Genomic DNA, 26,803 nt, shown 5'->3' on the forward strand with positions numbered 1-26,803 from the left:
AAAGAGGCTTTCTCAGAAGAAAAATTAGATAAATAATAGATAAAATCCCGTTAAATATTATTTAATAATACCTTTTGAGATAGCCTCTTAATCTAATTATTATCTTTTTCACATCCGTTAACGTATGCCTTATATATACCTCCATTCTCTACCTTAAAACCAGGGTTTAATAAGATTGATTTTCCTGCATCATGTTTAATATTTGCTCCATTGTTAATAATACTTGTCGAAAAAATATTATTAGCAACTTCTATCTTTTTTGTTATTCCCGATTGATAACTATCTGAAAGTGTTTTTTCGAGAGGGCAATAGGTATAACTCCATAATTCTTCACCATTTATGCCGTCATCAGCTGAAAAAAAGAGTTTATCATTAAAAAAATAAAAGTTTTTAGGATTTGAACTTCCACTACCAATATGAATATCTTTAACTAATTGAGTTTGTAAATTATCGCTTGCCCATAATTCGCATCCGTTAGCATCGCAGCCTTTGAAAAAAAGATTATCAGTTGTACTAAATAAATCAGAACAAGAAATCGACAAAAAAATATTTGTTCCAATATTAGTACCGTCGGTTCTCCAAAGCATATTATTTGCTTTAAAAAACAGATAATCCTTAAAAACTACTATTTCAAAATTGTTTTGAGAACTTAGATTAAGACTCAAAGGTTTTATTAATTCAATAATATTTCCATCTGTTCTATAAATGCCTTCACCTTGGATAGGGTCATTGGCTGCAAAATATACAAATCCATTATAATTAACGAATTTGTTATAGATTATTCCACTGCCAAAGTTTTTCAAAATAATGGTTCCTACATCTGTACCATTACTTTTCCATAATTTTTTTCCATTGTCAGTTATGAATAAGAGTGTACCATTTGCATTAAAAAAATAATTAAATATCGTACTGCTTGAGCCAGCAGTTATTTCTTTAACTTTAACAGTTCCGCTGCTTTCTCCATTACTTTTCCAAAGCTCATCTCCGCTATATTCGCTGTTTGCCGAAAAGAATAGTGTGCCGTTTACATCTGTCAGGAATTTAGGATTTGAACCCCAAGAAAAATTAATTGTTTTCACTTTAAAAGCAGAAGTGCCAATCATTGACCAAAGTTCGATACCAAAAACATCTTTAAATGTAAAAAAAAGACGATTGTTGGACAAGGTAAAATTGGCAGGATATGAACTTTCTCGACCTTCTGAGCGAATTTTATAAACACCAGTAGGTCTAATTTCCCAAAGCTCTGTGCCATTAGTCATAACATAGCCTTTTCCATTAAAACTTACTAAACCATTAAAATTTTGGGTCGAGTCTATTGTAAATTCATGATGCAATGAAGTAGCCGATGTGATAGCGTCTGTTTCCCATAGCTCAACCCCAGTTTTTTCATTTCGGGCTAAAAAGAAAATTTTATTACCCGCACTAATAATATTTTTAGGAGAAGAAGAAGCTTGTTCTGTATTTACATCTTTCAAGAGAAATGTGCCATTTTGAGTACCATCAGTTCTCCAAATTTCATAGCCATGTATATCATCATAAGCTAAAAAGAAAATGATATTTGATGTTTGACCAAGTATTTTTTGAAAAACAAAAGAAGATTCAGTTTGATAAGTAGCTAAATCTATGGCAGCGTTTCCATCATAAACAAAGAATTTTTCTTGATTCAAATCGTTTTTTCCTGTAAAGAATAGTTTATCGTTTGTCGTATGAAACTTGTAAACTTCATAAGTGGAATTATGAGTATAAAATAATGATGAATTGATGCCATCGGTCTGCCAAATATCTTTACCAATCGTAAAGTATAATTGATTATTTAATTTGGCAAAATAACTAACTACATTATAGTAGGTTTTATTGGGAATGATAATTTTTTCGGCATAATTTGATGCTCCTACTCTAAATAATCGAGTTTGATATTCGATATACCCCAAACCAATTAATTGATTATTTATATTATTGAATCCTCTGGGGTTAGAATTATCTCCGTTTGAAGCAAAATTTGAAATAGCATAAGTGCCATATTGAGTGCCATCAGTTCGCCAAAGTTCTCCCTTATTTGTATCTGAGCCATTAAAATATAAAACACCATTTATTTCTAAAAACTCACTAAAATTACTTGTTGAACGATAGCCAGCATCATATTCTGTATATTTTGATGTTCCTGCAATTGTTCCATTACTTTTCCAAAGCTCAATAATATTTGTATAACCTGATGGAATTACTTTGAAATGCTCAATAATTAGTTGATTGTTCAATCTTATAAACCTTTGCGAGGCGAAGTATCTCGGCTCTGAGGTTAAATTTGCTAAATAGTTTACTGTATTCCCATCTGTTTTCCATAATTGCTCTGTTCGGTTTGAGGTATTATCAGTAAAACTTATAAAGTAAAAAACACCTTCAATATCTAAAAAAGTAGTTTCTACTTCACTTGAAGTAAAGAGACCTTTTAAAAATATTGTGCCGAAAGTAGTGCCATCAGTTCGCCACAAATCTATGCCATCTGTGTCATAATTATCTTTTTGAGATACAAAAAAAAGATAATTTTTACCTTTATAAAACTTTCCAAAATTTCCTTGTGCAAATGTTCCAATATCACTTTTAAATTTTATTGTACCATTAACTGTGCCATCACTTAGCCATAAATCCCTATGATATTCGGAACCGGAAGCAAAAAAAAGTTTACCGTTCCATCCCGTCATTCGTTCAAAACCAGTTGGGGCATTTGCTTGACCAGTATTGATAAGTTCTATTGTACCAGAGGTCTGCCCATCCGAAACCCATAAAGATTTTATACCAGTTTCAAGATTTTTAGTAGAGAAATAAAAAGAATTTCCAACGATACAGGTATTTTCGATAACTATATTTTTATTAGATACTGCAATATCTTTCACAATTTCTTGTGCCAATAAATTGTATGAAATTAGAGTAATAAATATACAGAGGGACTTCATTGTTTTATTGTGTAGTAAGATGTAAAATTAAATGATAATTGAATTTTTAAAGCAAATATAATTAAACTTCTAAATACCATTTTAAGCTTTACAGTTTTGTGAACAAAAAAAGACCCTTTGAAAACCAAAGAGTCTTTCCGATATACTTTAACCTATGATGAATAATAAAAGCTTTGAAACCTTTACTTACAATCAAATACTTACAAATACCATTCCATCTTCAATCTTCACAGGATAAGTCTTTATTTCGTAGGCATCTCCACTCAAGCATTGGCCTGATTCGAGCGAGAAAGTTTTCTTGTGAAATGGGCAAGCCACTTTGGGTTCATCTCCCGCCGAACCTATCATTCCTCGTGCCAAAACCATTTGTTGTCGATGCGGACAAAGGTTCTGAGTTGCATACCATTCACCACGACGAGTGAAATTAAAAATCGCTATTTGTTCGTCGTTTATCAAAACACATCCACCGCCATTTTCAGGTATTTGCGTAACCGAACAAGCCATTACCCATGTTTCTGTTGCTGTTTCTACTGTCATAATTTCTCTTCCCCCAAAGAGCATATTTTTATTTTTTATTAAAATTTATCAAACTTTTAACTCTAAAATGAAGCGTTTCGTCATTAACTCATGACTATTTTACCCATTCCAAAGCACGTTTTTGGTCACGTAATGGTGTGAAAGCTACACTTGGGTCTTTTACTTCTGGAGCATTGACAAAATGACTGAAACGCTTGCGAATGCTCTCGTTTTCAATCGCTTCTTTCCACTCACATTTATAGTTATTTATCAGGCCTGCCATTTCTGTTTCTAATTCTTCGGCAATACCTAAGCTATCATTCACCACAACATCTTTCAAATACGCAATGCCGCCGTCCATTTTATTGAGCCAAGTAGCTGTTCTGGTCAAAGGTTCGGCAGTTTTTATATAAAACATCAAGAATCTATCAAGATATTTCACGCAATCTTCTTTTGAAATATCGATTGCAATCAATTGAGCGTGTTGCGGTTTTGCACCGCCATTGCCACAAACATAAAGATTCCAACCTTTTTCGGTAGCTATAATTCCGAAGTCTTTTGCTTGGGCTTCGGCACATTCACGAACACAACCCGAAACCCCGCCTTTAAATTTATGCGGTGCTCTGATGCCTTTGTAGCGGTTTTCGACCTCAACGGCAAAAGTCACCGAATCGTGTAAACCGAAGCGACACCAAGTAGAGCCTACACAAGATTTTACTGTACGCAATGCTTTGCCGTAGGCGTGACCTGACTCAAACCCAGCGGCTATCAACTCCTCCCAAATAACAGGTAAATCATTGAGATGAGCCCCGAATAAGTCGATACGTTGTCCGCCAGTTATTTTGGTGTATAGGTTATATTTTTTTGCGACCGTTCCGATAACAATGAGTTTTTCGGGAGTAATTTCACCTCCTGGAATTCGAGGTACAACCGAGTAAGTTCCGCCTTTTTGGATATTCGCCAAAAAACGGTCGTTTGAGTCTTGGGCAATATCATTTCCTTTGGCGAGAATCATGTCATTCCATAAACTTGCCAAAATTGAGGCTACGGCTGGCTTACAAACTTCACAACCATCACCTTTACCAAATTTATCTAAAACACCCTCATATGACTTTATCTCATTAATTTTTACTAAATCGAAAAGCTCTTGTCGAGTATAATCGAAGTGTTCGCAAATGATATTTCGGACATAGATTCCTTGCTCTTTCATTGTGCCGAGCATCAAGTCTTTTACCATTGGCACGCAACCACCACAGCCTGTTCCTGCTTTCGTACACTTTTTCAGTCCATCTACACTATGTACTTCATTTTCTGCAACTTCGTGGCAAATTTGTCCTTTCGTTACGGCTTCGCAAGAGCAAATCAAAGCATCGTCTGGTAAGCCCATTACTCCCGCACCACTATCTTCTTCGCCGCCTCTGGCACCAAGTATCAAGTTTTCTGGGTCTTTCGGAAGCACCAATTTATTATTAACAGTTTGCAGAAGCATATTGTATTGCTCAGCATCACCCACCAAAATTCCTCCCAACAACAATTGGTTATCGTTTGATATATTGATACGCTTATAAATACCTTTCGATTTATTTTCATAGACAATCGTCTGGCAGTCAGGCTCCGAAATAAACGCATTGCCAAAACTCGCCACATCAACGCCAATCAATTTTAGTTTGGTTGACATGTCGTAAGCTTTGAATTCCTTCGCTCCGTTACACAAATTGGTGGCAACAATATCAGCCATTTCGTAGCCAGGTGCAACCAAGCCATAAATCATGTGGTCGTGTAAAGCACATTCTCCAATCGCAAAAATATGTGGGTCAGAAGTTTGAAGTTTATCATTGACCACTATTCCACCACGAGAACCAACTTCTAAACCCGATAAACGAGCTACTTCGTCACGAGGTTTGATACCCGCCGAAATAACAAGCATATCCACTTCAAGTTTTGAGCCGTCAGCAAAATTCATGGCTGTAATGATGCCATCGCCCGCAATCTCTTGTGTATTTTTATTGAGGTGAATTTGTAAGCCTAAACTTTCGAGTTTTGCCTTCAGAATATCAGAGCCAGCTTGGTCTATTTGGCGAGGCATGAGGCGAGGAGCAAATTCAATGACGTGGGTTTCTTCTAAGCCTAAATCGAGTAGTGCTTTGGCTGCTTCTAAACCCAACAGTCCACCTCCAATTACTGCACCTTTGCGGGCTTTTTTTGCGTGTGCTTGCATCATGCCGAGGTCTTCTATGGTGCGATACACAAAAACACCATCTTTCTCAACACCTGGAATAGGAGGCACAAAAGCAGCAGAACCAGTGGCCAGCACTAAATAATCATAAGAAACAATAAGCCCATGATGCGATGAAACCGTTTTGGCTTCTCGGTCTATATTCGTGATTGGGTCGGAGAGGTGAAGTTTAATACCGTTATCGAAGTACCAGTCGAGCGGAGCCATTGTTAGGTCGTCGGCTGTTTTGCCTGCGAAGTATTCACTGAGGTGAACTCGGTCGTATGCAGGTCGTGGTTCTTCGCCAAAAACCGTAATATCGAGCGTAATATCTTTGGCTTTGGCAATAAGTTTTTCGCAAAACTTATAACCCACCATGCCGTTGCCCACCACAACGACACGGAGAACGTTAGTTCCGTTTGTCATTTTGAATTATGTTTTCCTACGTTTGCTGCATTCATTGACTCAGTACGTTTCCCCCATTCTGAAGTCAATTATGCTTAAATTTATTTCTTTAAAATAAGTATAAATACTCATTTTTATTCAAATATATGTTTCGAGTTTCTAAAAAGCAAATTTTTATTTGGTAAAATTTGATTTTTGTAGTTAATGTTTTGGTAAATTGTATTTATTGCAGAATAAATATGAAATGCTTTATAAGTGGGCTAATTTAATGATTTTAATCTTTCTAACTCTATCTTCATTTTTTCAATTACATCTTTGTTTCCAATTTCTCCATCAAGACTGAAAATGATAAAAACCTTTCCTCCAAAGTCATTTGTAAAATCTTGAAAACTCCTTCTCATTCGTTCAGAAGGAGAATAATTTCCAAAGTTTGCTTTTGCTGTAATTGGCTTTATTTGAATACCAATTGCTTTATTTTCAATAAAACCTAAATAATCAATGTCTCCTGCATGGTCAAGCTCCGAAGAACTTTCTTCAAATTGAATTTCGGGAAAAATTTTAGCTAAACCATCATATATTACAGATTTCTCACGTATATAACCATCAAAGGTTCGATTAATTGTAAGGTTATAGATATAGTCAATGCAATCATCTAATGTAAGTTGTGCAAATGCTTCTTGCCATTCAGGAATAACTACACCAATAATTTTTTCATGTAGCCTGACCCCAAGTTCTTGTAGGTTTTCAGTCGTTATTTTGGTATTATTTTTACCATCTGTATAGGCATTTTCAAAATACCATTTTTGCCATTCTTGAATAGTTTTGGGTTGACACTCTCTAATTAGTGCCATTACAGCACCAACTTTATTTGGGCGAGATAATTGGTAAGTTTGACAAGCATAATTTAGAACTTTTTCCTTTTTGCCAAAGTCAAGAGAATATTTTGGGGCTTCTTTCTTTGCCATTTTAGAATGCTAAAGTTTGTTGTCCTTTTATTATACTTGTATTTTGAACATATCCAAAACTCATTTCTGGAGTAGTAGAATATGTTGTAAGTATCTGATTATCCGTTTGTTGGATATCTGTAAGAAAATTCAAAAGTAGATTAGTTTCTTGACTTGTCATTACTGGAAATTTGTAATGCTCATTGAAATGTTTGAAATCTGTATCATTTGAAAGCATACGTTTCTCAACAAAATCAATGTGCGATTTTAATCTTTCACGAATAAAATCATTAATCAGATTAATTTTATCGGTATATAAATTATTATAAATAGTATCAGATAAGTTTTCGTCAATCTCAAATCCAATACTATTTCTATTAAGCATCATGGAAGCCAACGTAGTAGTACCAGTGCCAATAAATGGGTCTAAAATGGTATCGCCTTTGGCAGAATACATATTAATTAATCGATAAGGAATTTCAAAAGGGTAAGCACCACTACGTTCCCGGGTATTACTGGTATTCATTTTTTGATTAGTACCACGAATTTCCCATAAATCAGAAAACCATTGATTTCGCTCCTCCCAAAAGAAAGCACTTTCTTGGCGATTTTTCTTTTCTTTTTCAGTCTTGAATACTCTTTTACCTCCTTTTCTAAATATGAGTATATGTTCGTGTTCAAGTGTAACATAAGCCCCGGCCGCAAGCATACCAGAACCCATAAATTTATTAGGTGAGTTGGTCGGTTTACGCCAAATAATTGCAGGAAGGCAAGAAAAGTTTTTCTTTAAGAAAAACTGAATAATACGTGAATGATTTGAAAAAAGCTGAAATTCGCCATTGATTGTTCTAGTAGCATCACCTATATTTATACAGACAAATGAACCGTTTTTTGTCACTCTGTTTACTTCTTCCCAAACCTTATCGAGTTCTATGTGCATTAATTCAAAAGCTATTTTACCGTCTTGATTCTTAATTGCCTCCGCAATTGCAGGATTTTGTTTACTCATAATTTCATCCCACATTTCAATCATTGGATATGGAGGAGAGGTAACAACTAAATCTATGGAATTATCCTGCACTTGGTGCATTTGCTGAGCAAGCCCAAAGTGTATTTCATGTTTTGTTTGCATAAAACAAAAATAGGGTGAAAATTCAATTTCTCCAATCTAATTTTACTCTACTGCCAATCTAACCAGCTCTGCGGTGTTTTTAACATCGGTTTTACGGAGAATATTTGCACGGTGATTTGAAACCGTTCGGACACTCAAAGATAACTTTTCGGCGATTTCTTGGCTGCTCATGCCTTCGGTAATGTATTTCAAAATTTCACGCTCTTTCTTAGAGATTTTGGCAAATAAGCTGGTGTTTTTGAGTTTTGGAGTAGTTTTTTGTTTACGTTGAGCCAAAAGTCCATCAATAATCATGGCCGAAACCGTAGGAGGGAAGTATTTGTTGCCCGCCGAAACACTCTCAAGTGCTTTTAAGATTTCTTCTTTGCTGGTATCTTTTAATAAATACCCCATCGCACCGTTTTCGACTGACGTAACCATGTATTCGGGGTTATTGTGCATCGAAAAAATGAGTGATTTTGTAGCAGGGTGTTTGTCGGAAAGAATTTTGGCTACTTCAAAACCCGACATTTGGGGCATGGTGAGGTCGAGCAAAACGATGGTAGGCTTCAGGTTTTTTACTTTTTCGATAGCTTCGATGCCATCTGAAGCTTCGCCGACAATCTCGATGTTTGGCTCTTCCTCAAGCAGATTCTGAATACCCTTTCGTACAACCGCATGGTCATCTACGATGAGTAACTTAATTTTGTTTGTCATATTGTATCTTGTTTAGTGTTGATGCGTTTTGTTGGTTCATTGTATTGTATTTGGAAAACTGGAGAATTGGTTATTGGAAAACAGGTCAATTTAATATTGATTCATGCTGACCAATATTAAAGTATAGCCCACAAATCAATAACAAATAACTAATTTCCCAGTAACTAAACGACCAGAAACCACTCAAAGGCTATCGTTAATAATAGGAATTTTTACAAAAATACTCGTTCCTTTGCCTACTTCTGAATCAATCTTTATCGTTCCGTTGAGAAGCCTAACACGGGTTTGTAAGTTGCCCAATCCATTTCCTCCAAATCGGCTTTTCTTGGTTTTTTTCATGTCAAAGCCTTTGCCGTCGTCAACCACCGAAAGTGTAATATATTTATTCTTTTCGTTTGATAAAGTTATCGATACCTTTTTGGCTTTGGCGTGTTTCATAATGTTATTGAGTGTTTCTTGCGTAATTCTATACAAGTTATTCTCAATTTTGTTAGGAATCGTTATGTTTTCGGTCAAATCATTGAACGAGGCTCGAAAATCAGCACCTTTGGCGGTTCGTTCGAGCAGCAGTCTGATGGCCGAAGAAAGTCCAAAATCTGTCAGTACTGAAGGCATCAAATTGAACGATACCGTGCGAGTGGCCTCAATAGTCTCATCAATTAGTTTTTGGTGTTCTTCAAACGACTTTCGTTGTTTTTCATTCACAAAGGGCAAACTTTTCAGTTGTTCGCTATCGAGTTTGAGGCCAGTAAGCATTTGCCCAATGCCATCGTGCAATTCACGAGCCAGTCGTTTGCGTTCTTCTTCTTGGCCTTCGAGCAGAGCCGTTGAGCGTACGTTGTCTTCTTTTCGTATCAAAATAAACTTTTCCTCGGTGGCTTTGACCAAATCTTTTTGGGTCGAAACCAGTTGTTCGTTGGTTTCTTCGAGTTGTTGATTTTTGGTCTGTAATTCTTGTTCCGATTCCTTGATTCTGAGAATGACTTCCTGCACGTATCGTACGAGTGGTATAAAAATCAGAAAAGCTTCAAGAACAAGCGTTAAAATTGTAAATCCAAAGAGTATAAATTCGATTCGCTTGACGTTCTCTACCCTTTCTTTTGCCTCAATATCATACTGCGATACAATCTTATCCATGATTTTCAGAAAATCACGTTCGTTGGTAAGCATATTCTTGATAATGTTGTGGCTACTTTGGGCGGTATAATTTTTTTGAGCAACACTATCGGCATTGATACTGATTACCTGAAATTTAGGCTCAATTTCGTCGAATAACTTTTGTATGGCACTACTATTTTTTACAAAATAAGTTTTTTCCAAGCCCAGTTTGCCATTTTTTAGGCCATAATGGCATTTTACCCAAAGATTTAGTGTTTCGCTAAAATCATTTTCGTAAAAAGCGGCTTCTTCGGCATACTGCGTTTTATTGGTCAGTAAGATGGCCATTTTGCATATCCTCTGGCTTAGCATACGCTGCCTACCCGCTAAATTTACAACGTGGGCATCATCGCTCGATTCGTTGAGCGAACGCTGAATTAGCATTTGCCCAAACAACGAAAGCAGTGCCACCACAAAGAGTGCCACCATGTAAAGACGTGTTAATCGCTGCGATACTTGCTTGTCGAGATTTTGCATTCTGAAAAATTAAAGCATTTTTTTTGAACTAACAAGCCAGCATTCAAAGTTCTTTGTTATATTAAAGTTTTTGTTTCTTTTGTACTATTTGCTTTTTAAGTAATTTTACTCATTTTGTATTTTATTTATATTTGTTTGTCTAAAAATAACTAATTTGAAATTTTCTTTGGTTAAAGTATGCTTTGGGCAAATATTAACCTTACTTTTATATCATGAAATATATGGCTACGACCGTATTATTTTTTATTTTAGGGTTTTTATACCTACTAAATCCACCCTTTTTACTTCTAAACATTAATACTCAAAAATTATGCACTCTAAGCTAACACTCGTGGGGGCGGGTCCGGGCGACAGCGAACTCATCACATTAAAAGCCATTAAGGCTCTGCAAAGTGCAGATGTAGTATTATATGATGCTCTTGCCAATGATTCTTTGCTCGAATACGCACCAAAAGATGCCATAAAAATCAATGTTGGTAAGCGTAAGGGACAGCACTCGTTTAAGCAAGACGAAATCAATCATTTAATAGTCTCGTCGGCACTCGAACACGGCCACGTTGTGCGACTAAAAGGCGGTGACCCATTTGTGTTTGGGCGTGGCTACGAAGAATTAGAACACGCCAAAGCTTTCGGAATTCCGACTGAAGTTATTCCTGGAGTTTCGAGTTCGATTGGCGTTGCGGCTGCCGTTCAGATTCCGATTACACACCGAGATATTGCTCGAAGTTTCTGGGTAGTTACAGGGCATACAAGCGATGGCAGCCTACCAAAAGACCTCGAATTGGCAGCACAATCAACCGCTACGGTGGTAGTTTTGATGGGAATGAGCAAATTGGCCGAAATTGCGGCTATTTTTGATAAGCACGGCAAAGCCAATGTACCAGTGGCGATTATTCAGAATGGAACTACTGGCGAACAAAAATCGGTTTTCGGGCAAGTAAGAGATATTGTCGAAAAAGTGCATGAGTCGAAAGTGAGTAATCCTGCTGTTATTATCGTTGGTGATGTTGTTGGCTTGCATCCCGAATATGTCGAGGCCTATGTAGCCAGTATGAATTTGTAGATATATATATAAGGTATAGTATATACACCACGGTGCCATTCCTTTATCGGGATGGCATTTTTTGTTTCGGTTGGTTTGAGTGTTAATCCTTATCTTTTTTATGGTTGAATTTTAGTTGGTAAAAAATTAAAAAATGCAAAATCAATAAAAATAGGTTTCAAAAAATGCTAAAAATGAAAAATAAAATTGCATTTTTCTAAAAACAAGTTTCAAAATTAAAAGAATTTTAAGTAAAAATGCCAAAAATGACAAAAATATGTTGTTTTGTGTTTTGAGTATAAAATATTATTTTCTACATTTGAATAAGCAATAACAAAAACGGTATTATTAAGTATAAATAACCAAAGAAAATTCTGATAGTGGGGGCTATCAGAAAATTAATTGAAAGTACTAATCTATTTATTTAAAACTTCAAATGAAATGCAAACGTAGGGAAAACAACATTAAAAGAACAAAAAACTGGTGATAGTCGGAGTGGGGGCTTCGTCTTGAACCAAACAAAAAAACCGACCTGACATGGGGGTGTCAAATCGGCTAACGAATCGCAGAACGTAGGTATTTATTCACAATTCAATTCAAAACAAATGAAAAAAAATCTATTTCGCAAGTTTGGGCTTGCAATTTTCTTCGCAGTTTCTTTTTTCAAAGCGTCTTATTCTCAATTTTCATTACTCGGTCAAGTCAGAACTCGCACAGAAATACGTGACGGATTAGGTAATCTTGCACCTTATGGTACAAAATACTCAGCTTTTACATCACAACGTACTAGATTAACCTTTGGTTATAAATGGGACAGAGTAACTTTCGGTATGGCCGTGCAAGATGTGCGTGTTTGGGGGCAAGATGCCTCATCAATCTCAAATGCCGACGGAGGCAAGTTTGGCGTACACGAAGCATGGGCCGAAATCGTACTGGCAAACTCGGCCGACACAACCGTTAAATTCAAACCAATTCAGAATCTTTCATTAAAAATTGGTCGCCAAGAGCTTGTATATGACGATGTTCGTTTACTCGGTAACCTCGATTGGCTACAACAAGCTCGCCGTTTCGATGCAGCTATCTTCAAAGCACAGCATTTAGGTTGGGCTTTAGACTTCGGTGGTGGTTTCAATCAAAATGCCGACGCTTTCGGTACAAACGGTACATATTATGTGGGTGGAAATGCTTCTGCAACGGCACTTTCCAATAAAAATGTTACGTTGGCTATTCCAACAGGATTTTTGCCAACCAGCGGTAAAGGCGGAGCTCCAGTTTTGGCCAATGCGGCCAGCACAAATGGGCAAAACCAAATGTTCAAGTCGTTTCAAATGGCGTATTTGACCCATAAGTTCAAACAAACGAAACTTTCGGTCTTATTCTTCAAAGATGATTTCTCGAAATACCGTATTGATAGTTTGGGCAATGCTACACAGGGTTACGTATATGGAAGACGTTATGACCAATCGGGTGTAAATTCTCGCTTTACTTATGGAGCTATGCTCACTGGGCAATTTGGCAATGCTTCGGCAAAACTCGGTAAAGTTGCATGGCAAGCATTTGGGTATGTGCAATCAGGAAAAGACCGTGATGGCTTGAAAATTACGAATGCCTACTACTACGGAGCAAATTTGATGATGCAAAAAGGACTTTTAAGTTTCGGCCCAGGCTACGAAGTGCTTTCTGGAAATGATGGTTTTAATACAAAAGCTGGCGAAACGAGCCGTTTCGACCCACTTTATGGAACACCGCACAAGCATTGGGGTTATATGGATTACTTCTATGTTGGAACAGGCTCTCCCGTTGGTGGACTCCAAAATGCTTTCTTTAAAATTAAACATGCCGCCCCACGCCTAACAACTACTTTCGATATTCATTATTTTGCTTTGGCTGCTGATACGCCAAATAAAATGAAAGATGCTCCAGCAGGTGCAAAAATTTCACCGATGTTGGGCATGGAATATGATTTAGTCTTGAATTATTCCCTCAATAAATTCACTTCGGTTGAGTTAGGTTATTCTGTAATGAAAGGAAACAACAGCCTCGAATACGTGAAGCAAAATTCGATGGATAAAACCCGCAAAACCGGCCAGTGGGGATATTTAATGCTCAATATCCGACCTGATTTCTTCTACTCAAAACCAGTGGCAATTAAACAATAGCCCCCTAACCCCCAATGGGGGACAATTAGTCAAGGCTTTAAAATTATTTATTAAATAAAAAACATAATTCCTTTAATTCCCCATCGGGGGTTAGGGGCCTTTTAATCTTATGAAAAATATATTCAAATCAATATTCAAAATTAGCTCCCCATTGGGGTTGGGGGCTGTCATTATCTTAGCTTCTACCATCTCAGCATTCAAATATCCTGCCGCTGAGGCAATTAAATTAGGCTTTATTCCACTGACCGACTGTGCTCCGTTAGTGGCAGCAAAAGAATTAGGCTTATTTGCCAAATACGGAGTAAATGTAGAACTAAGCAAAGAGGCTTCTTGGGCTAATATTCGTGATAAAGTTTTGAATGGCGAGTTAGACGGAGCTCATTGTTTGTTTTCAATGCCTTTATCGGTTTACACGGGCGTAGGCGGAAAAGCTGGTTCGGAAATGAAAATTGCCATGACACTCAACAACAACGGTCAGGCTATTTCACTCTCGAAGGATTTCTGTGGATTGGTTGGTTTCAAAGATTTGAAAAAAGTAAACTCGGCTATTACAGAAATCAAAAAACGTAAAGAAGTAACCTTTGCCATGACTTTCCCAGGAGGTACACACGATATTTGGCTCAGAAACTGGATGGCGGCCGCCGGTGTAAACCAAAAATCAGTAGGTATCATCACGATTCCACCGCCACAAATGGTAGCAAACATGAAAGTTGATAACATGGAAGGTTTCTGTGTAGGTGAGCCATGGAATGGGGTGGCAGTAGCACAAAGCGTAGGTTTTACGCACATTGCAAGCCAAGATATTTGGAAAAACCACCCAGAAAAAGCTTTGGTAGTAAATAGCAAATTTGCGGCAGGCCAAAAAGAGGATTTGAAGAAAGTAATGAAGGCCATCATAGAAGCTCAAAAATGGTTGGATAACATGGGAAATCGTAAGAAAGCTGCAGCTTGGTTATCGAAACCATATTACGTAAATGCTCCTGTGGCGGTTTTGGAAGCTCGCTTGTTAGGTTCAAATGATTTAGGTTGTGATTTAGGCGTACAAAAATACAAAGATGACTACATGACATTCTACAACAATGGCTTAGTTGCTACTCCTAAAAAATCGTATGCGATGTGGTTTTTGGCTCAATATGTACGTTTTGGCTACTTAAAATCAGCTCCAGACTATAAAGGCATTGCTGAGAAATTGATTTTAGATGATTTGTTTGCTGAAGTGGCCAAAGAAATGAGCGTGCCTGTTCAACCAGATATGCAAGCATTCAAAACTACTCTTGACATTAACTTCGACCCGAATAATATCGCTGGGTATTTGTCGGCAACGAAGAAGTAACCCCCCCGCCGACCAATCTGACCGTCCCTAAAGGGGAGCTAAAATATAAAGTTCCTCTTTAGGGGTTGAGGTTATTCATTCAAATCATTTTTAATTTTTTAAAATAATGAAAAAAATACTATCAAAAATATACTCCCCTTCAGGGGTTGGGGGTATTCTTTACTTTCTCGGAAGTATGCTTATCCTCTTAGGAATTTGGCAATTAGTAACATTCATTACCAAATCAGAAATTCCTGGGCCAGTGGCAACTTGGACAGTCTTTTCTGAAATGTTAGCCGAGCCTTTTTATGATTATGGCCCTAACGATAAAGGCATTGGCCTTCAACTTTGGTACTCGCTGCGTCGTGTCTTTTTGGGGTTTGCTTTGGGGAGCCTCATTGCTATTCCAGCGGGTTTGCTGATGGGTTCTTCTAAAATTGGTATGAAATTACTCAATCCGATTGTGCAGATTTTGCGTCCAGTTTCACCTTTAGCGTGGTTTCCATTGGGTTTGTTGGCTTTCAAAGCATCTGACCAAGCCACAATTTTTATCATCACCATTACCTCATTGTGGCCAACGCTTATCAATACTGCTTTTGGAGTTTCGTCATTGCCAGCCGACCATAAAAATGTTGGAAAAGCTTTTGGTTTTTCTCGCTGGAAATACATCACAAAAATTCTATTGCCATTTGCTTTACCTCATATCATTACTGGGCTTCGCCTTTCGATTGGTATCGCTTGGGTAGTAATTGTGGCTGGCGAAATGCTTTCGGGCGGTGTCGGAATCGGCTTTTTTGTTTGGGATTCTTGGAATGGCCTGAGCCTCGAAAAAATCCTTTCCGCAATTCTTATCATCGGAACCGTGGGGCTTTTGTTCGATAAAATTTTCAACGTACTTCAAAAAGCATTTAGTTATGAAAGCAAATAATGAACTTTTAATAGATGATTCTTCATCGTTTCACAAGATAATCACCGAAACCAGTATCGAAGTCAAAGACGTTACTGTTTCGTTCAAATCGAAAGGTAAAGGCACATTTACGGCCGTAAAAGACATTGATTTGACCATCAAAAAAGGCGAAATCGTTAGTATCATTGGTCACTCAGGTTGTGGAAAATCAACCTTAATGAATACAATTTCGGGTATGGTGGCTCCATCTTCTGGAGAAGTGATTGCCAACGGAAAAACAGTAAAAGGCCCAGGCCCAGACCGAGGAATCGTATTCCAAAACTACTCACTTTTACCGTGGCTCACTGTTTATAAAAATGTTTTCGAGGCAGTTGATTCCGTTTTACCGCATCTTTCTAAAGCTGAAAAAATAGAATTAGTTGAGAAAAACCTCAACATGGTAAACCTTTGGTCGCATAAGGATAAACTTCCGAGCCAATTATCTGGAGGAATGAAACAACGGGTGGCCATCGCTCGTGCATTTGCTATCAATCCGAGTATTTTGTTGCTTGATGAACCTTTCGGAGCATTAGATGCCTTGACAAAAGGCTCTATGCACATTGAGTTATTGAAACTCTGGAATTTAGATAATCGCAACAAAACAATTGTGATGGTTACGCATGATATCGAAGAGGCGATTTTCTTATCGGATAGAGTAGTGGTAATGAATAATGGTCCTGCCGCAACCATCAAAGAGATTGTTGATATTCCGCTTGCTCGCCCTCGCAATAAAAAAGACATCATACACTTACCTCAATACATCGAAGTTCATGACCGATTACTGAATTTATTATTCGATAAGTTCTCAATCGAAGATTTATAATTAGTCATTGGTTGACAGTTTTTACGAATCCCTTTTGGCTTTGCCAACTGGGATTTTTCAATAAATCTGTCAATTTTTGAGTATAAATACTTATAAAAATAAGTATAAGTAACTAAAATATTAAATACTGTCAATCAAAGAAAAAAATGAAAACAAGCAACGAAAATAACCGTAGTAATTCCCCATTAGGGGGTGGGGGGTCTCCACTTACATCACTCAATGTGTTGAATTTCTCAGGCGTTCAGATGCGTACTTTCCACATAACGTGGTTTACATTCTTCATGTGTTTTTTTGGATGGTTTGGTCTTGCACCACTCATGCCAACCATTCGTGAAGACTTAGGACTTACCAAAGCACAAGTAGGCAATACGCTCATTGCAGCGGTTTCGGCTACTATTATTGCACGTTTGCTAATCGGTCGTTTGTGTGATACTTGGGGGCCACGCAAAACTTACACGGCTCTACTTATTTTCTCGGCCATTCCAGTGTATTTGGTGGGTTTATCGCACAGCTACGAAACATTCTTGCTATTCAGATTAGCCATCGGGGTAATCGGTGCTTCATTTGTCATTACCCAATACCATACTTCGGTTATGTTTGCTCCCAATATCAAAGGCACAGCCAATGCCGTAGCAGGAGGTTGGGGAAATTTGGGCGGAGGAATTACGAATATGCTTATGCCCGTAATTTTTGCTGGAATCGTTGGTCTTGGTTATACAAAAGGCGAGGCTTGGCGTTTGGCCATGATTGTACCAGGTACATTGCTGCTAATCAGTGCATTTTTATATTATAAATTCACGAAAGATACGCCCGCAGGAAACTACGAAGACATCAACCGTGAGGTTGCCAAGAAAGAAAAGCCAAACACTATGGAAGTAGTAAAAGATTGGAGAGTGTGGGCTTTGGCTTTTTCTTACTCAATATGTTTCGGAATGGAAATCACATTCGATAACGTGGCTGCACTTCACTTTGTCGATAACTTTGGCGTTGACCAAAAACTGGCTGGGCTATTAGCAGGGCTTTTTGGATTCATGAATATTTTTGCTCGTGCCTTAGGTGGCATTTGGGCTGATAAAATAGGTAAGAAAAACGGACTTTCGGGTAAAGGAAAACTTTTAGCAGTTTTAATTGCAATCGAGGGTATCGGTTTAATCTTATTTGCTGGTTCTACTTCACTGCCTTTGGCTATTGCTTCAATGGTTTTGTTTGCTTTATTTCTGAAAATGGCCAATGGTGCAACCTACGCTCTCACTCCTTTCATCAATGCACAAAATGTAGGCTTAGTAGCTGGTATTGTTGGGGCTGGTGGAAATATCGGCGGAATGTTGATGGGCTTTCTATTCAAATCAGAGAACCTTACTTACGCTGATGCATTTGGGTATATCGGCTACGCCGCAATTGTAGCTGCATTCTTGATTTTAATAACTAAGTTTTCAAAGGAAGCCAAAGCTGCAAAGACAATTTTAGAGGAAGAATTGGTTTAAATGGAAGGTTGAGGTCTTGAATTATCAAATTAAGTACGATTATGCAAAATAACAGAAATATTACATCTCCTACAGCTGGAAAGAGCTTTAAAACCACGTGTTGCTACTGTGGAGTAGGCTGTGGAATCATAGCCACCGATTTGGGTAATGGAAAAATAAATGTAGAAGGTGATAAAGACCACCCAGTTAACCGAGGGATGCTCTGCTCGAAAGGTATGAATTTGCACTATACCGTCAATGATAAGTCAGACCGATTGTTATACCCACAAATGCGAATGAATCGGAGTATGCCGATGCAACGTACCACTTGGGACGAAGCTCTGGAGCGTACTGCTGCTATTTTCAAGACCTTTATCAGAAAATACGGCCCCGATTCGGTTGGTATTTACGTTTCGGGACAATGCCTTACAGAGGAATATTACCTTTGGAATAAACTCATGAAAGGCTTCATTGGCTCCAATAATATCGACACCAATTCTCGTTTGTGTATGTCGTCGGCGGTGGTTGGGTATAAACTCTCGTTGGGTGAAGATTCTGTGCCAGTTTGTTATGATGATATTGAGCAGTCAGACTGTATTTTGGTCGAAGGGGCAAACCCAGCTTGGTGTCATCCAATTATTTGGCGTAGGGTAGAGGCTCATAAGGCTGCCAACCCAAATGTAAAAATCATCACAGTTGACCCTCGTCGAACGCAAACTGCTACTTCATCGGATATTCATTTGCAAATTAATCCAGGCACTGACGTAACGCTAAATCATGCTATTGGACGAATTTTAATCGAAAATAATTGGATTGATAATGACTTCATTCAAAATCATACCGATGGGTTTGAAGATTATAAAACAAAGGTTTTTGAAAGAACCCTCGCCGAATCAGCCGAAATTTGTGGCGTTGATGAAAAACTAATCGTCAAAACAGCCTCATTCATTGCCAAAGCCAAAGGTTTTCTTTCGATGTGGACAATGGGACTTAACCAGTCGGTAATTGGAGTAAATAAAAATCTTTCGTTGATTAATCTAAGTCTGATTAATGGTAAAATTGGTAAGCCAGGAAATGGTCCATTTTCACTCACTGGTCAACCTAATGCCATGGGTGGCCGTGAAGTTGGTGGACTGGCAAATATGCTGGCATCGCACCGTGAAATTGCCAACCCCATTCACAGACTCGAAATGGAAGAGTTTTGGGGAGGAACAACGATTTCTGATAAAATCGGGCTTACTGCTACCGAAATGTTTAAGGGTTTAGAAGAAGGAAAACTAAAAGCCATTTGGATTGTTTGTACAAACCCAATGGTGAGTCTTCCCGATGCTCGAATGGCCGAACTGGCCATGAAAAATGCCAAATTTGTGGTAGTTCAAGATGTTTCTAACAAAGCCGATACAATAAAATTTGCCGATGTGGTGCTTCCTGCGGCTGCTTGGGCAGAAAAAGAAGGCACCATGACCAACGCCGAGCGGAGAATTACGCACCTCAGCAAAGTTATAGATGCTCCAGAAGAAGCCTTGCCCGATGCCGAAATCATCTGTCGATTTGCCGCAAAAATGGGCTGGAAAAATAAATTTACCTACAATAATTTCGGCGAAATATATAAGGAATACACCGAAACTACTCGTGGAACTAATATAGACGTAACGGGCGTGAGTTATGAATTATTGAAAGAAAGGACTGTGCAATGGCCGTTTAAGAGTTCTGAGTTTAGAGTTGAAAGTGCTGAGTTAGAAAACTCAAAACTCAGAAGCGGAACGCCGCCTGCTCTTAACTCAGAACTAAACCTTGGTACTCAAAGGCTTTTTGAACGTGGCGAATTTTACACTCCCAACAAACGTGCAAAGATTCATGCCGTGCCCGACGAAAATCTCTCCGAGAAATTGACCGAAGATTTTCCTTTGATTTTGCTCACCGGTCGTATTCGTGACCAATGGCACACCATGACCAAAACCGCACGAGTGAATAAACTGAATCAGCACATTCCTACGCCATTTGTAGAAATTCACCCAAAAGATGCACAAAAACGGGGGATTGAAGAGGGAGAAATCGTAGAAGTGAACGGAAATCGGGGGAGCGTAAAAGTAAAGGCAAAAATTACTGACGAAGTAAAACAAGGTACATGCTTTTTACCAATGCACTGGGGCCGAATTTTGGGCAATGATTTTGGCCGTGCCAACAATATCACAAATGTTTTGGTCGATGCTCGTTCAAAAGAACCAGATTTTAAATTCTCAGCCGTCGAGATAGCGAAATATGTAAAACTAAAAGAAAAAATCATCATTATCGGGGCAGGCTCGGCTGGACTGGGTTTTATTGCTGCTTACCGAAAACTCAATCAAACCGATGATATTGAGGTGTTTTCAAAAGAAATTTATCCATTTTATAACCGTGTAATGTTGCCCGATTATATCAGCGGAACTCAATCGTGGGAACAACTCGTGAAACTTCGAGAAGACCAATTTGAAGAAAATAATATTAAAGTTCATAGAGGAATAGGTATCAATCATATCGACCGCAAAAATAAAGTAGTGGTAGATGATTTGGGCAACGAACACACTTACGATAAACTGTTTCTTGGCATGGGAAGTCAGGCGTTTATGCCCAAAAATTTCCCGAAAATGGCAGGAGTTTTCAATATGCGAAGCCGTTTAGATGCCGATACTTTATTACCATTTCTCAAGCCGTTGCCCGAGCGAAGTCGAGGGCAACAAGGAGACAGTCTTCTGTGGGTGAGCGAAGCCGAACCCAACCGAAGGCAGGTTGTAATCGTAGGCGGTGGGCTTTTAGGCCTCGAAATGGCTGCTTCATTAAGAGAAATCAATGTAAACGTAACTGTTGTGCAGCGTATAGGCCGCTTTATGGACCGTCAACTTGATGCACTGGGTAGTGATATTTTACACGAAGAAATCGTGGCTCGTGGAATTGATGTGTATTACAACGATGAAGTTGAGCAGTTTTACGGGACAAACAAAATCGAAGGTGTTCGCCTAAAATCAGGTCAAAAATTAGAGTGCAATGCCATTATTGTAGCCGCTGGTACGGTTCCAACCATTCAATTGGCTAAAGAAGCAGGTTTAGAATGCAATCGTGGCGTGGTGGTTAATGACTATTTGCAAACTTCTGACCCTGATATTTTTGCCTGTGGCGAGATAGCCGAATGGAAAAAACAAATGTGGGGCATTACGGCCGCCGCCGAGCAGCAAGCCGAAGTAGTAGCTAAATTTCTGGCAGGCGATTTATCAAGTTTCTACAAAGGCAGCCTTTCTATGAATCTTTTGAAAATGCACGGCCTTAATCTATGTTCATTGGGCGTAGTCGAAATTCCTTCTGGAGCTACTGATTATGAGGAGGTTACGTTTATTGATAAAGCCAAGCATTATTACAAAAAATGTATCATTCATAACGATAGGTTGGTTGGAGCTATCCTGATTGGCGATAAATCGGAGTTTCTCGAATTCAGAGATTTAATAGCCAATGGAATAGAACTCTCAGAAAAACGTTTGGCTTTACTTCGTTCGGGCAAAACCTCCGAGCCAGTTTTGGGAAAATTAGTTTGTTCGTGCAACAATGTTGGACAGGGAAATCTCCAAAACGCTATCAAAGGCGGATGCACTGATTTTGCTCAACTTTGCCAAAAAACAGGAGCAGGAACAGGCTGCGGAAGTTGCCGCCCCGAAGTCAGAATGATTTTGGAGAATGTTGGGAAAGAGGCATTGGTGGAGGTTTAAAAATGCAATTAATCAAAAATAAAACTCCCCTTTAGGGGACGGTCCGACGATTCGGTGGGGTCATGAAAGATTTTTACACAGTCAGAATAAATTTTAAAGGCGGAATTGCTTCGCCTGGTGAGTTGAAATATATTTTAGAAGCGGCTCAAGAGTCGCAGGTTGATGAGGTGCGTTTTGGACTTCGTCAGCAGTTAATTTTTCACTTGCCGCACCCATTTGCTCGAATTTTCGAGCAGAAAATGTTGACTCAGAATATTACGTTTCAATCAGACGATAATGTTTATCCGAATATCATTAGTTCGTACGTAGCCGAAGAAGTTTTTCAGAAAGGCAATTGGCTAACCGAAGGCATCTACAAAGATATTCTCGATTTGTTTGATTATGATGCCAAACTAAAAATTAACCTATCGGATAACCAGCAAAGTTTTACGCCTTACTTTTCGGGACATCTCAATTTTATAGCCTCTACAAATCCAAATTTTTGGTATTTATACATTCGACTTCCAAAAACCAATAAAATTTTTAGTTTCGAGAAACTCATTTTCTCAAACGAAATTCCAAAACTTTGTAAGTTTTTAGAAGAAAAGATTGCAGGTAAAGAACAACAATTCGAAAATAATATCGACCAACTTTTTAGTAATATTCCATCGTTTATTTCACTCGAAAAAGAGACCGAACTCGAACCTGCCAAATTTACATTACCATACTACGAAGGTTTCAATCGCTATGGTAAAAAATCTTGGCTCGGAATCTATCGCCGAAATGAATATTTCAAAGTGAAATTTTTAATAAAACTATGTGAACTTTGTCAAGAAACCAAAATCGGTGAGATATGCCTCACACCATTCAAATCATTGATTATCAAAGGTATTGATGAAGTCAGTCGTGGAAAATGGAGTAATTTGCTTTCAGCATTCAACATCAATGTGCGTCATGCCGCCAATGAGCTGAATTGGCAAGTTGAAGATGACTCAGACGAAGCTCTTCTTCTAAAACTTGATTTAGTCAAAACCTTCGATGAGCAGGATTTACGAACTTTTGGTCTTTGCTTTGGTATAAAAACTCGGCCACGTACCGAGGTTTATGCCTCGATTATGGTGCAACGTCGCCGTTTTAAACTTTTTAATGCCATTCCGCTGCATTATGTTTATGATATTTCATATACCGAAGATTTCAATCCGAATGGACGTACAAAAAAGTATTTCGAGACAAGTATTTTACGTTTTAACCTCAACGAACAACTACGTAGAAGTGTACTGGAATACAATAAAATGATTGCCGAAGATGCCATCAAAGCAGCAGGATTACGTGATGACCACAAAGAAGAAGAACTTGCCAAGCCAAGCACCAAAAAAGTACATCAGTGCAAACATTGCTTTACCATTTACGATTCAGATTTTGGTGATTTATTGAATGATATTCCTGCGGGTGTGCCTTTTTCAAAACTTCCTGCTACCTACACTTGCCCAACTTGCGAGGCTGATAAAAAGGATTTTAAGGTAGTACAAGTAAAAATGGAAATTATTTAAAAAAAGACCACGGAGGCATGGATTACACGAATTCACACAGAGAAATTACTCCATGATAATCTATGTAATCCGTGTCTCCGTGGTAAATAAAAATATGTTTTCTATACTTAAAAGAATTCTTTGGCATAGATTTTCGTTAGTTTTGTGTAAATAATGGTTATTAGTCAGTCAACTCCCTAAGCAACCCAATCATAGAGTTAGGAAAGAAAACTTTACAGCTGTGGACTTGTCGACTATTGACCGTGGACTTTTAACAAACAAAACTATGTTGAAGAATTTTATTTTTTTGCTGCTTTTTCCAGTCATCACGTTTGCTCAAAAAACAGTTGGTTTTTCGATGCCAGATAGTGCCGATATTTTTGTAGAATACGGCGATGGAAATATCTTAAAAAAAGCTACTGATTTAATCGAAAACCCTGATGCTCAAGCCTTTTTAGTAGATTTTCATAAGAAATACCCCAATACATTCGATAAAGACATTCGTTATGTTCATTTGATTTCAGCTAATGTTGATGATTGGGAAATGAAACTTTACGACGAGCGAAAAAGTCAATTAAATTTCCTAAAAAACTACCCAAATCTTGCTAAACTCAATCCCGAGTTTCAGTCTTTGGTGGAAGCCAATATCCGTTGGAATTACTGGCATTTATTACTCGCTTACTCAATCATACGCAGTAATATCGATACAAAACTTACGCGTGTGGTCTCACTTCCTGCCGTAATGACCGAAGAACTCGACCCTGCAAAAATTAATGACGAAAAACTCATGATGGTCGAAAGTTATCGCAATTTCTTGCCGTTTTTCGTGACTTACTTCAATTCACAAGAACAAAAGTTTGTTAAATATTCCGACCAAGTAAAGGCTATTTCAGATAAAGGAAACTATGCCCAAAAATACCTCAAAGGACAAGTTTTAGATTATACACTCACCAAATTGCTTTATGATAACTGCGGGAAAATCACGGCATCATCAGCCAAATTTTGGATTAGCCAAGTCGCGGCCAATGATTACCGAAATATGCTCTTGAATCATTGCAAAGAAACACTCAATAAGAAAGAAGAAGTTGCTAAAAAGAAAGACGAAGGCAAAGATAAATTACCACTTGGCAACGATTATCCAGTTTTGACAGGAATAGATGGTAAACAGTTTAATTTTGCTAAATATAAAGGCAAAGTAGTTTATGTTGATTTTTGGGCGAGTTGGTGTGGGCCATGTCGTGCAGAATTTCCATTTTCAAAAAAGATACATGATGGCTTAACAGAGAAACAAAAGAAAAACATTGTTTTCTTGTATGTTTCGATTGATGAAGACCCAAATAACTGGAAAAGTGCGATTGATAATTTGAAACTAAATAATGGCGACCACGGAATTTCGGAAGGTGGTTGGGCTTCGGGTGTTTGTCAGAAATACAAAATCAATAGTATTCCACGTTATATGATTATTGACAAGAGTGGAACAATTGTTCGCCCAGAAGCACCTCGTCCGAGTAGTCCTGAAACTTTAGATTTGCTTTTGAAGTTAATGGAATAGAAAGATGTTGTAAGTGAAGGCACAGACAATGACTTGTGAAAGTTCATTCAAATAATTTTGCAAGTTTTTCTAATCTTAGTGTAACTTTGTTTTATAAAATTCAGATTCGATGAAATATATCATATTAATTCTGTTGGCGATTGCATTTGTACCTGCCATTCGCCGATTTTTATTCGAGATTTTGGTAGGAAATCAAATTGCCAAACAACAAAAACGCTATAACGATTTCATGGAAAAAGAGCGTGGCAAAGAAGGTGAAATTAAGGTGAAAACACCACCAACGAATTCAAAAAGCAAAGGCTTTGAAGGTGGTCAGTACGTTGATTATGAAGAAGTTAAGTAGAGCAGTTTGCTAAATTGTTCATTTTATAAATTAATATGCTAAAAAAATATTTAAAACCAGCCTCTCTGCCAAACCAAGTAAGTTTGGCAGTTTTAGTTTTACGTCTCAGCTTCGGCTTTTTGATGATTCCACACGGTTATGATAAACTACAAGAATTCTTAGCGGGCAAGCACGATTTCCCAGACCCTCTGCATGTATCGCCAATGGTTTCACATGGTCTTACAGTTTTTGCCGAATTTTTCTGCTCAATTCTTCTGATTTTTGGATTATTTACTCGTCCAGCCCTTGTAATTCTGCTTGGTTGTATGGCAATCATTAGTTTTTCAATTCATGGTGCAGACCCACTCGGCGATAAAGAACACGCACTATTGTATCTATTTGCGTATCTCTCAATTTTCTTGACTGGAGCAGGGAAATATTCGATTGATGCGAAGATATTTAAGTGATGCTCAAAATAGCCTATAATCCTATTTATCGCCATCCTCTACCCGAAGGTCATCGTTTTCCGATGCTGAAATATGAGCTGATTCCTGAGCAATTAATCTACGAAGGCACTTGCACCGAAGAAAATTTCTTTTCACCTACGGAAGTAGATAGACGTTGGGTGTTGAGCGTACACGATGAAAAGTATTTCAATGATTTACTCAATCTAAGCATCGACCCTAAGATGGAGCGTCGAATAGGTTTCCCTGTTTCAGAAATGCTTGTGAAACGTGAACTTATTATCACGCAAGGAACAATAGACTGTTGTCATTTTGCTTTGAAATATGGAGTTTCAATGAATATTGCAGGCGGAACGCATCATGCGTATGCTGATAAAGGCGAAGGTTTTTGTTTATTAAATGATGTGGCAGTAGCGGCTAACTATTTGCTTGAAAATCAGATAGTTAATAAGATTCTGGTCGTTGATTTAGATGTGCATCAAGGCAATGGAACTGCCGTGATTTTTCAGAATGAACCACGAGTTTTTACATTTTCAATGCACGGAAAAGAAAATTATCCACTCAAAAAAGAAATTTCTGATTTAGATATTGAGTTACCGACCTACTGCCAAGATGAGTATTATCTTGATATTTTATACGAGACTTTGCCACGTTTGATTGAGAAAGAAAAACCCGAATTTTTATTTTACATTTCGGGCGTAGATATTTTGGTGTCTGATAAATTGGGCAAATTGAGTGTTTCAATGGAAGGTTGCCGACGTCGAGATGAATTTGTTTTCGAGCAAGCCATCAAAAATAGATTGCCCATTGTGGTTTCGATGGGTGGTGGGTACTCGCCTCGAATCGCCGATATTGTAGAGGCTCATTGTAATACCTTTCGTTTAGCCGAAAGCATGTATTTTTGAATATACTGAAAAATGTTGATTTTGATTAATCTTTGTTTAAAGCAAAATTTAAAAATTAAAGTCGGGAATAGTTTGA

The 26,803-nt window shown here is 38.0% G+C and carries 19 protein-coding genes; 12 read left to right on the forward strand and 7 right to left on the reverse strand.

Features of this window, described 5'->3' with window-relative positions:
- Nucleotides 1–92: 92 nt before the first annotated feature.
- The 7 genes from IEX65_RS18740 to IEX65_RS18770 form a co-directional block, all read right to left on the reverse strand.
- Entirely contained in the window at nucleotides 93–2,951 is a 2,859-nt protein-coding gene (locus IEX65_RS18740) for a 3-coathanger stack domain-containing protein (RefSeq protein ID WP_188768177.1), read from the reverse strand.
- Nucleotides 2,952–3,143: 192 nt separating this feature from the next.
- A complete protein-coding gene (nirD, locus tag IEX65_RS18745; RefSeq protein ID WP_188768178.1) occupies nucleotides 3,144–3,488 on the reverse strand; it encodes a nitrite reductase small subunit NirD in 345 nt (114 codons plus the stop codon).
- A gap of 94 nt (nucleotides 3,489–3,582) precedes the next feature.
- Nucleotides 3,583–6,108, reverse strand: a complete 2,526-nt coding sequence (nirB, locus tag IEX65_RS18750) for a nitrite reductase large subunit NirB (RefSeq protein ID WP_188768180.1) — start codon at nucleotides 6,106–6,108, stop codon at nucleotides 3,583–3,585.
- Nucleotides 6,109–6,347: 239 nt separating this feature from the next.
- Complete coding sequence (locus tag IEX65_RS18755; RefSeq protein ID WP_188768182.1) at nucleotides 6,348–7,052, reverse strand: MjaI family restriction endonuclease; 705 nt, start codon at nucleotides 7,050–7,052, stop codon at nucleotides 6,348–6,350.
- A gap of 1 nt (nucleotide 7,053) precedes the next feature.
- Entirely contained in the window at nucleotides 7,054–8,163 is a 1,110-nt protein-coding gene (locus IEX65_RS18760) for a DNA-methyltransferase (protein WP_188768184.1), read from the reverse strand.
- A 42-nt stretch (nucleotides 8,164–8,205) separates the two neighbouring features.
- Nucleotides 8,206–8,859 carry a response regulator gene (locus IEX65_RS18765; protein ID WP_188768185.1) on the reverse strand — a complete coding sequence of 218 codons (654 nt, stop codon included), beginning with the start codon at nucleotides 8,857–8,859 and terminating at the stop codon, nucleotides 8,206–8,208.
- 183 nt (nucleotides 8,860–9,042) lie between these two features.
- The gene (locus tag IEX65_RS18770; RefSeq protein WP_188768186.1) at nucleotides 9,043–10,494 is read right to left on the reverse strand and encodes an ATP-binding protein; all 1,452 of its coding nucleotides are present in this window, start codon (nucleotides 10,492–10,494) and stop codon (nucleotides 9,043–9,045) included.
- 310 nt (nucleotides 10,495–10,804) lie between these two features.
- Between IEX65_RS18770 and cobA the strand changes: the two genes are divergently transcribed.
- From cobA to IEX65_RS18830, 12 genes are all read left to right on the forward strand, one after another.
- Nucleotides 10,805–11,557 carry a uroporphyrinogen-III C-methyltransferase gene (cobA, locus tag IEX65_RS18775; protein ID WP_188768187.1) on the forward strand — a complete coding sequence of 251 codons (753 nt, stop codon included), beginning with the start codon at nucleotides 10,805–10,807 and terminating at the stop codon, nucleotides 11,555–11,557.
- A gap of 584 nt (nucleotides 11,558–12,141) precedes the next feature.
- Nucleotides 12,142–13,695 (forward strand): alginate export family protein, encoded by a 1,554-nt coding sequence (locus IEX65_RS18780; RefSeq protein WP_188768188.1) that lies wholly within the window; start codon nucleotides 12,142–12,144, stop codon nucleotides 13,693–13,695.
- Nucleotides 13,696–13,804: 109 nt separating this feature from the next.
- Entirely contained in the window at nucleotides 13,805–15,028 is a 1,224-nt protein-coding gene (locus IEX65_RS18785) for a CmpA/NrtA family ABC transporter substrate-binding protein (RefSeq protein WP_188768189.1), read from the forward strand.
- A 106-nt stretch (nucleotides 15,029–15,134) separates the two neighbouring features.
- Nucleotides 15,135–15,935, forward strand: coding sequence for a nitrate ABC transporter permease (ntrB, locus tag IEX65_RS18790; RefSeq protein WP_188768191.1), 801 nt, complete (start codon nucleotides 15,135–15,137; stop codon nucleotides 15,933–15,935).
- A complete protein-coding gene (locus IEX65_RS18795; protein WP_188768193.1) occupies nucleotides 15,922–16,776 on the forward strand; it encodes an ABC transporter ATP-binding protein in 855 nt (284 codons plus the stop codon). The genes ntrB and IEX65_RS18795 overlap by 14 nt, the downstream gene beginning before the upstream one ends.
- A gap of 146 nt (nucleotides 16,777–16,922) precedes the next feature.
- Complete coding sequence (locus IEX65_RS18800; RefSeq protein ID WP_188768195.1) at nucleotides 16,923–18,260, forward strand: NarK family nitrate/nitrite MFS transporter; 1,338 nt, start codon at nucleotides 16,923–16,925, stop codon at nucleotides 18,258–18,260.
- Between the two features lie 41 nt (nucleotides 18,261–18,301).
- Nucleotides 18,302–21,976 carry a nitrate reductase gene (locus IEX65_RS18805; RefSeq protein WP_188768196.1) on the forward strand — a complete coding sequence of 1,225 codons (3,675 nt, stop codon included), beginning with the start codon at nucleotides 18,302–18,304 and terminating at the stop codon, nucleotides 21,974–21,976.
- A 62-nt stretch (nucleotides 21,977–22,038) separates the two neighbouring features.
- A complete protein-coding gene (locus IEX65_RS18810) occupies nucleotides 22,039–23,505 on the forward strand; it encodes a rubredoxin domain-containing protein (RefSeq protein ID WP_188768198.1) in 1,467 nt (488 codons plus the stop codon).
- 265 nt (nucleotides 23,506–23,770) lie between these two features.
- Nucleotides 23,771–25,036: a TlpA family protein disulfide reductase gene (locus tag IEX65_RS18815; RefSeq protein ID WP_188768200.1), complete on the forward strand. Its 1,266-nt coding sequence runs from the start codon at nucleotides 23,771–23,773 to the stop codon at nucleotides 25,034–25,036.
- A gap of 109 nt (nucleotides 25,037–25,145) precedes the next feature.
- Complete coding sequence (locus IEX65_RS18820) at nucleotides 25,146–25,379, forward strand: DUF4834 domain-containing protein (protein WP_188768202.1); 234 nt, start codon at nucleotides 25,146–25,148, stop codon at nucleotides 25,377–25,379.
- A gap of 35 nt (nucleotides 25,380–25,414) precedes the next feature.
- Nucleotides 25,415–25,825, forward strand: a complete 411-nt coding sequence (locus tag IEX65_RS18825) for a DoxX family protein (protein WP_188768204.1) — start codon at nucleotides 25,415–25,417, stop codon at nucleotides 25,823–25,825.
- Nucleotides 25,825–26,727, forward strand: a complete 903-nt coding sequence (locus IEX65_RS18830) for a histone deacetylase family protein (protein WP_188768207.1) — start codon at nucleotides 25,825–25,827, stop codon at nucleotides 26,725–26,727. Before IEX65_RS18825 ends, IEX65_RS18830 begins: the two co-directional genes overlap by 1 nt.
- The last annotated feature ends 76 nt before the right edge of the window (nucleotides 26,728–26,803 follow it).

It is taken from the genome of Emticicia aquatilis, from assembly GCF_014644295.1.
GTDB classification, from domain to species: Bacteria; Bacteroidota; Bacteroidia; order Cytophagales; family Spirosomataceae; genus Emticicia; species Emticicia aquatilis.

Bases quoted from the DNA above. Each gene is read 5' to 3' on its own strand.
- IEX65_RS18740 (WP_188768177.1), bottom strand. From the start codon at position 2,951: ATGAAGTCCCTCTGTATATTTATTACTCTAATTTCATACAATTTATTG.
- IEX65_RS18830 (WP_188768207.1), top strand. From the start codon at position 25,825: ATGCTCAAAATAGCCTATAATCCTATTTATCGCCATCCTCTACCCGAA.
- IEX65_RS18820 (WP_188768202.1), top strand. From the start codon at position 25,146: ATGAAATATATCATATTAATTCTGTTGGCGATTGCATTTGTACCTGCC.
- IEX65_RS18825 (WP_188768204.1), top strand. From the start codon at position 25,415: ATGCTAAAAAAATATTTAAAACCAGCCTCTCTGCCAAACCAAGTAAGT.
- IEX65_RS18785 (WP_188768189.1), top strand. From the start codon at position 13,805: ATGAAAAATATATTCAAATCAATATTCAAAATTAGCTCCCCATTGGGG.
- ntrB (WP_188768191.1), top strand. From the start codon at position 15,135: ATGAAAAAAATACTATCAAAAATATACTCCCCTTCAGGGGTTGGGGGT.
- IEX65_RS18800 (WP_188768195.1), top strand. From the start codon at position 16,923: ATGAAAACAAGCAACGAAAATAACCGTAGTAATTCCCCATTAGGGGGT.
- IEX65_RS18755 (WP_188768182.1), bottom strand. From the start codon at position 7,052: ATGGCAAAGAAAGAAGCCCCAAAATATTCTCTTGACTTTGGCAAAAAG.
- nirB (WP_188768180.1), bottom strand. From the start codon at position 6,108: ATGACAAACGGAACTAACGTTCTCCGTGTCGTTGTGGTGGGCAACGGC.
- IEX65_RS18810 (WP_188768198.1), top strand. From the start codon at position 22,039: ATGAAAGATTTTTACACAGTCAGAATAAATTTTAAAGGCGGAATTGCT.
- cobA (WP_188768187.1), top strand. From the start codon at position 10,805: ATGCACTCTAAGCTAACACTCGTGGGGGCGGGTCCGGGCGACAGCGAA.
- IEX65_RS18815 (WP_188768200.1), top strand. From the start codon at position 23,771: ATGTTGAAGAATTTTATTTTTTTGCTGCTTTTTCCAGTCATCACGTTT.
- IEX65_RS18805 (WP_188768196.1), top strand. From the start codon at position 18,302: ATGCAAAATAACAGAAATATTACATCTCCTACAGCTGGAAAGAGCTTT.
- IEX65_RS18765 (WP_188768185.1), bottom strand. From the start codon at position 8,859: ATGACAAACAAAATTAAGTTACTCATCGTAGATGACCATGCGGTTGTA.
- IEX65_RS18795 (WP_188768193.1), top strand. From the start codon at position 15,922: ATGAAAGCAAATAATGAACTTTTAATAGATGATTCTTCATCGTTTCAC.
- IEX65_RS18780 (WP_188768188.1), top strand. From the start codon at position 12,142: ATGAAAAAAAATCTATTTCGCAAGTTTGGGCTTGCAATTTTCTTCGCA.
- IEX65_RS18770 (WP_188768186.1), bottom strand. From the start codon at position 10,494: ATGCAAAATCTCGACAAGCAAGTATCGCAGCGATTAACACGTCTTTAC.
- IEX65_RS18760 (WP_188768184.1), bottom strand. From the start codon at position 8,163: ATGCAAACAAAACATGAAATACACTTTGGGCTTGCTCAGCAAATGCAC.
- nirD (WP_188768178.1), bottom strand. From the start codon at position 3,488: ATGACAGTAGAAACAGCAACAGAAACATGGGTAATGGCTTGTTCGGTT.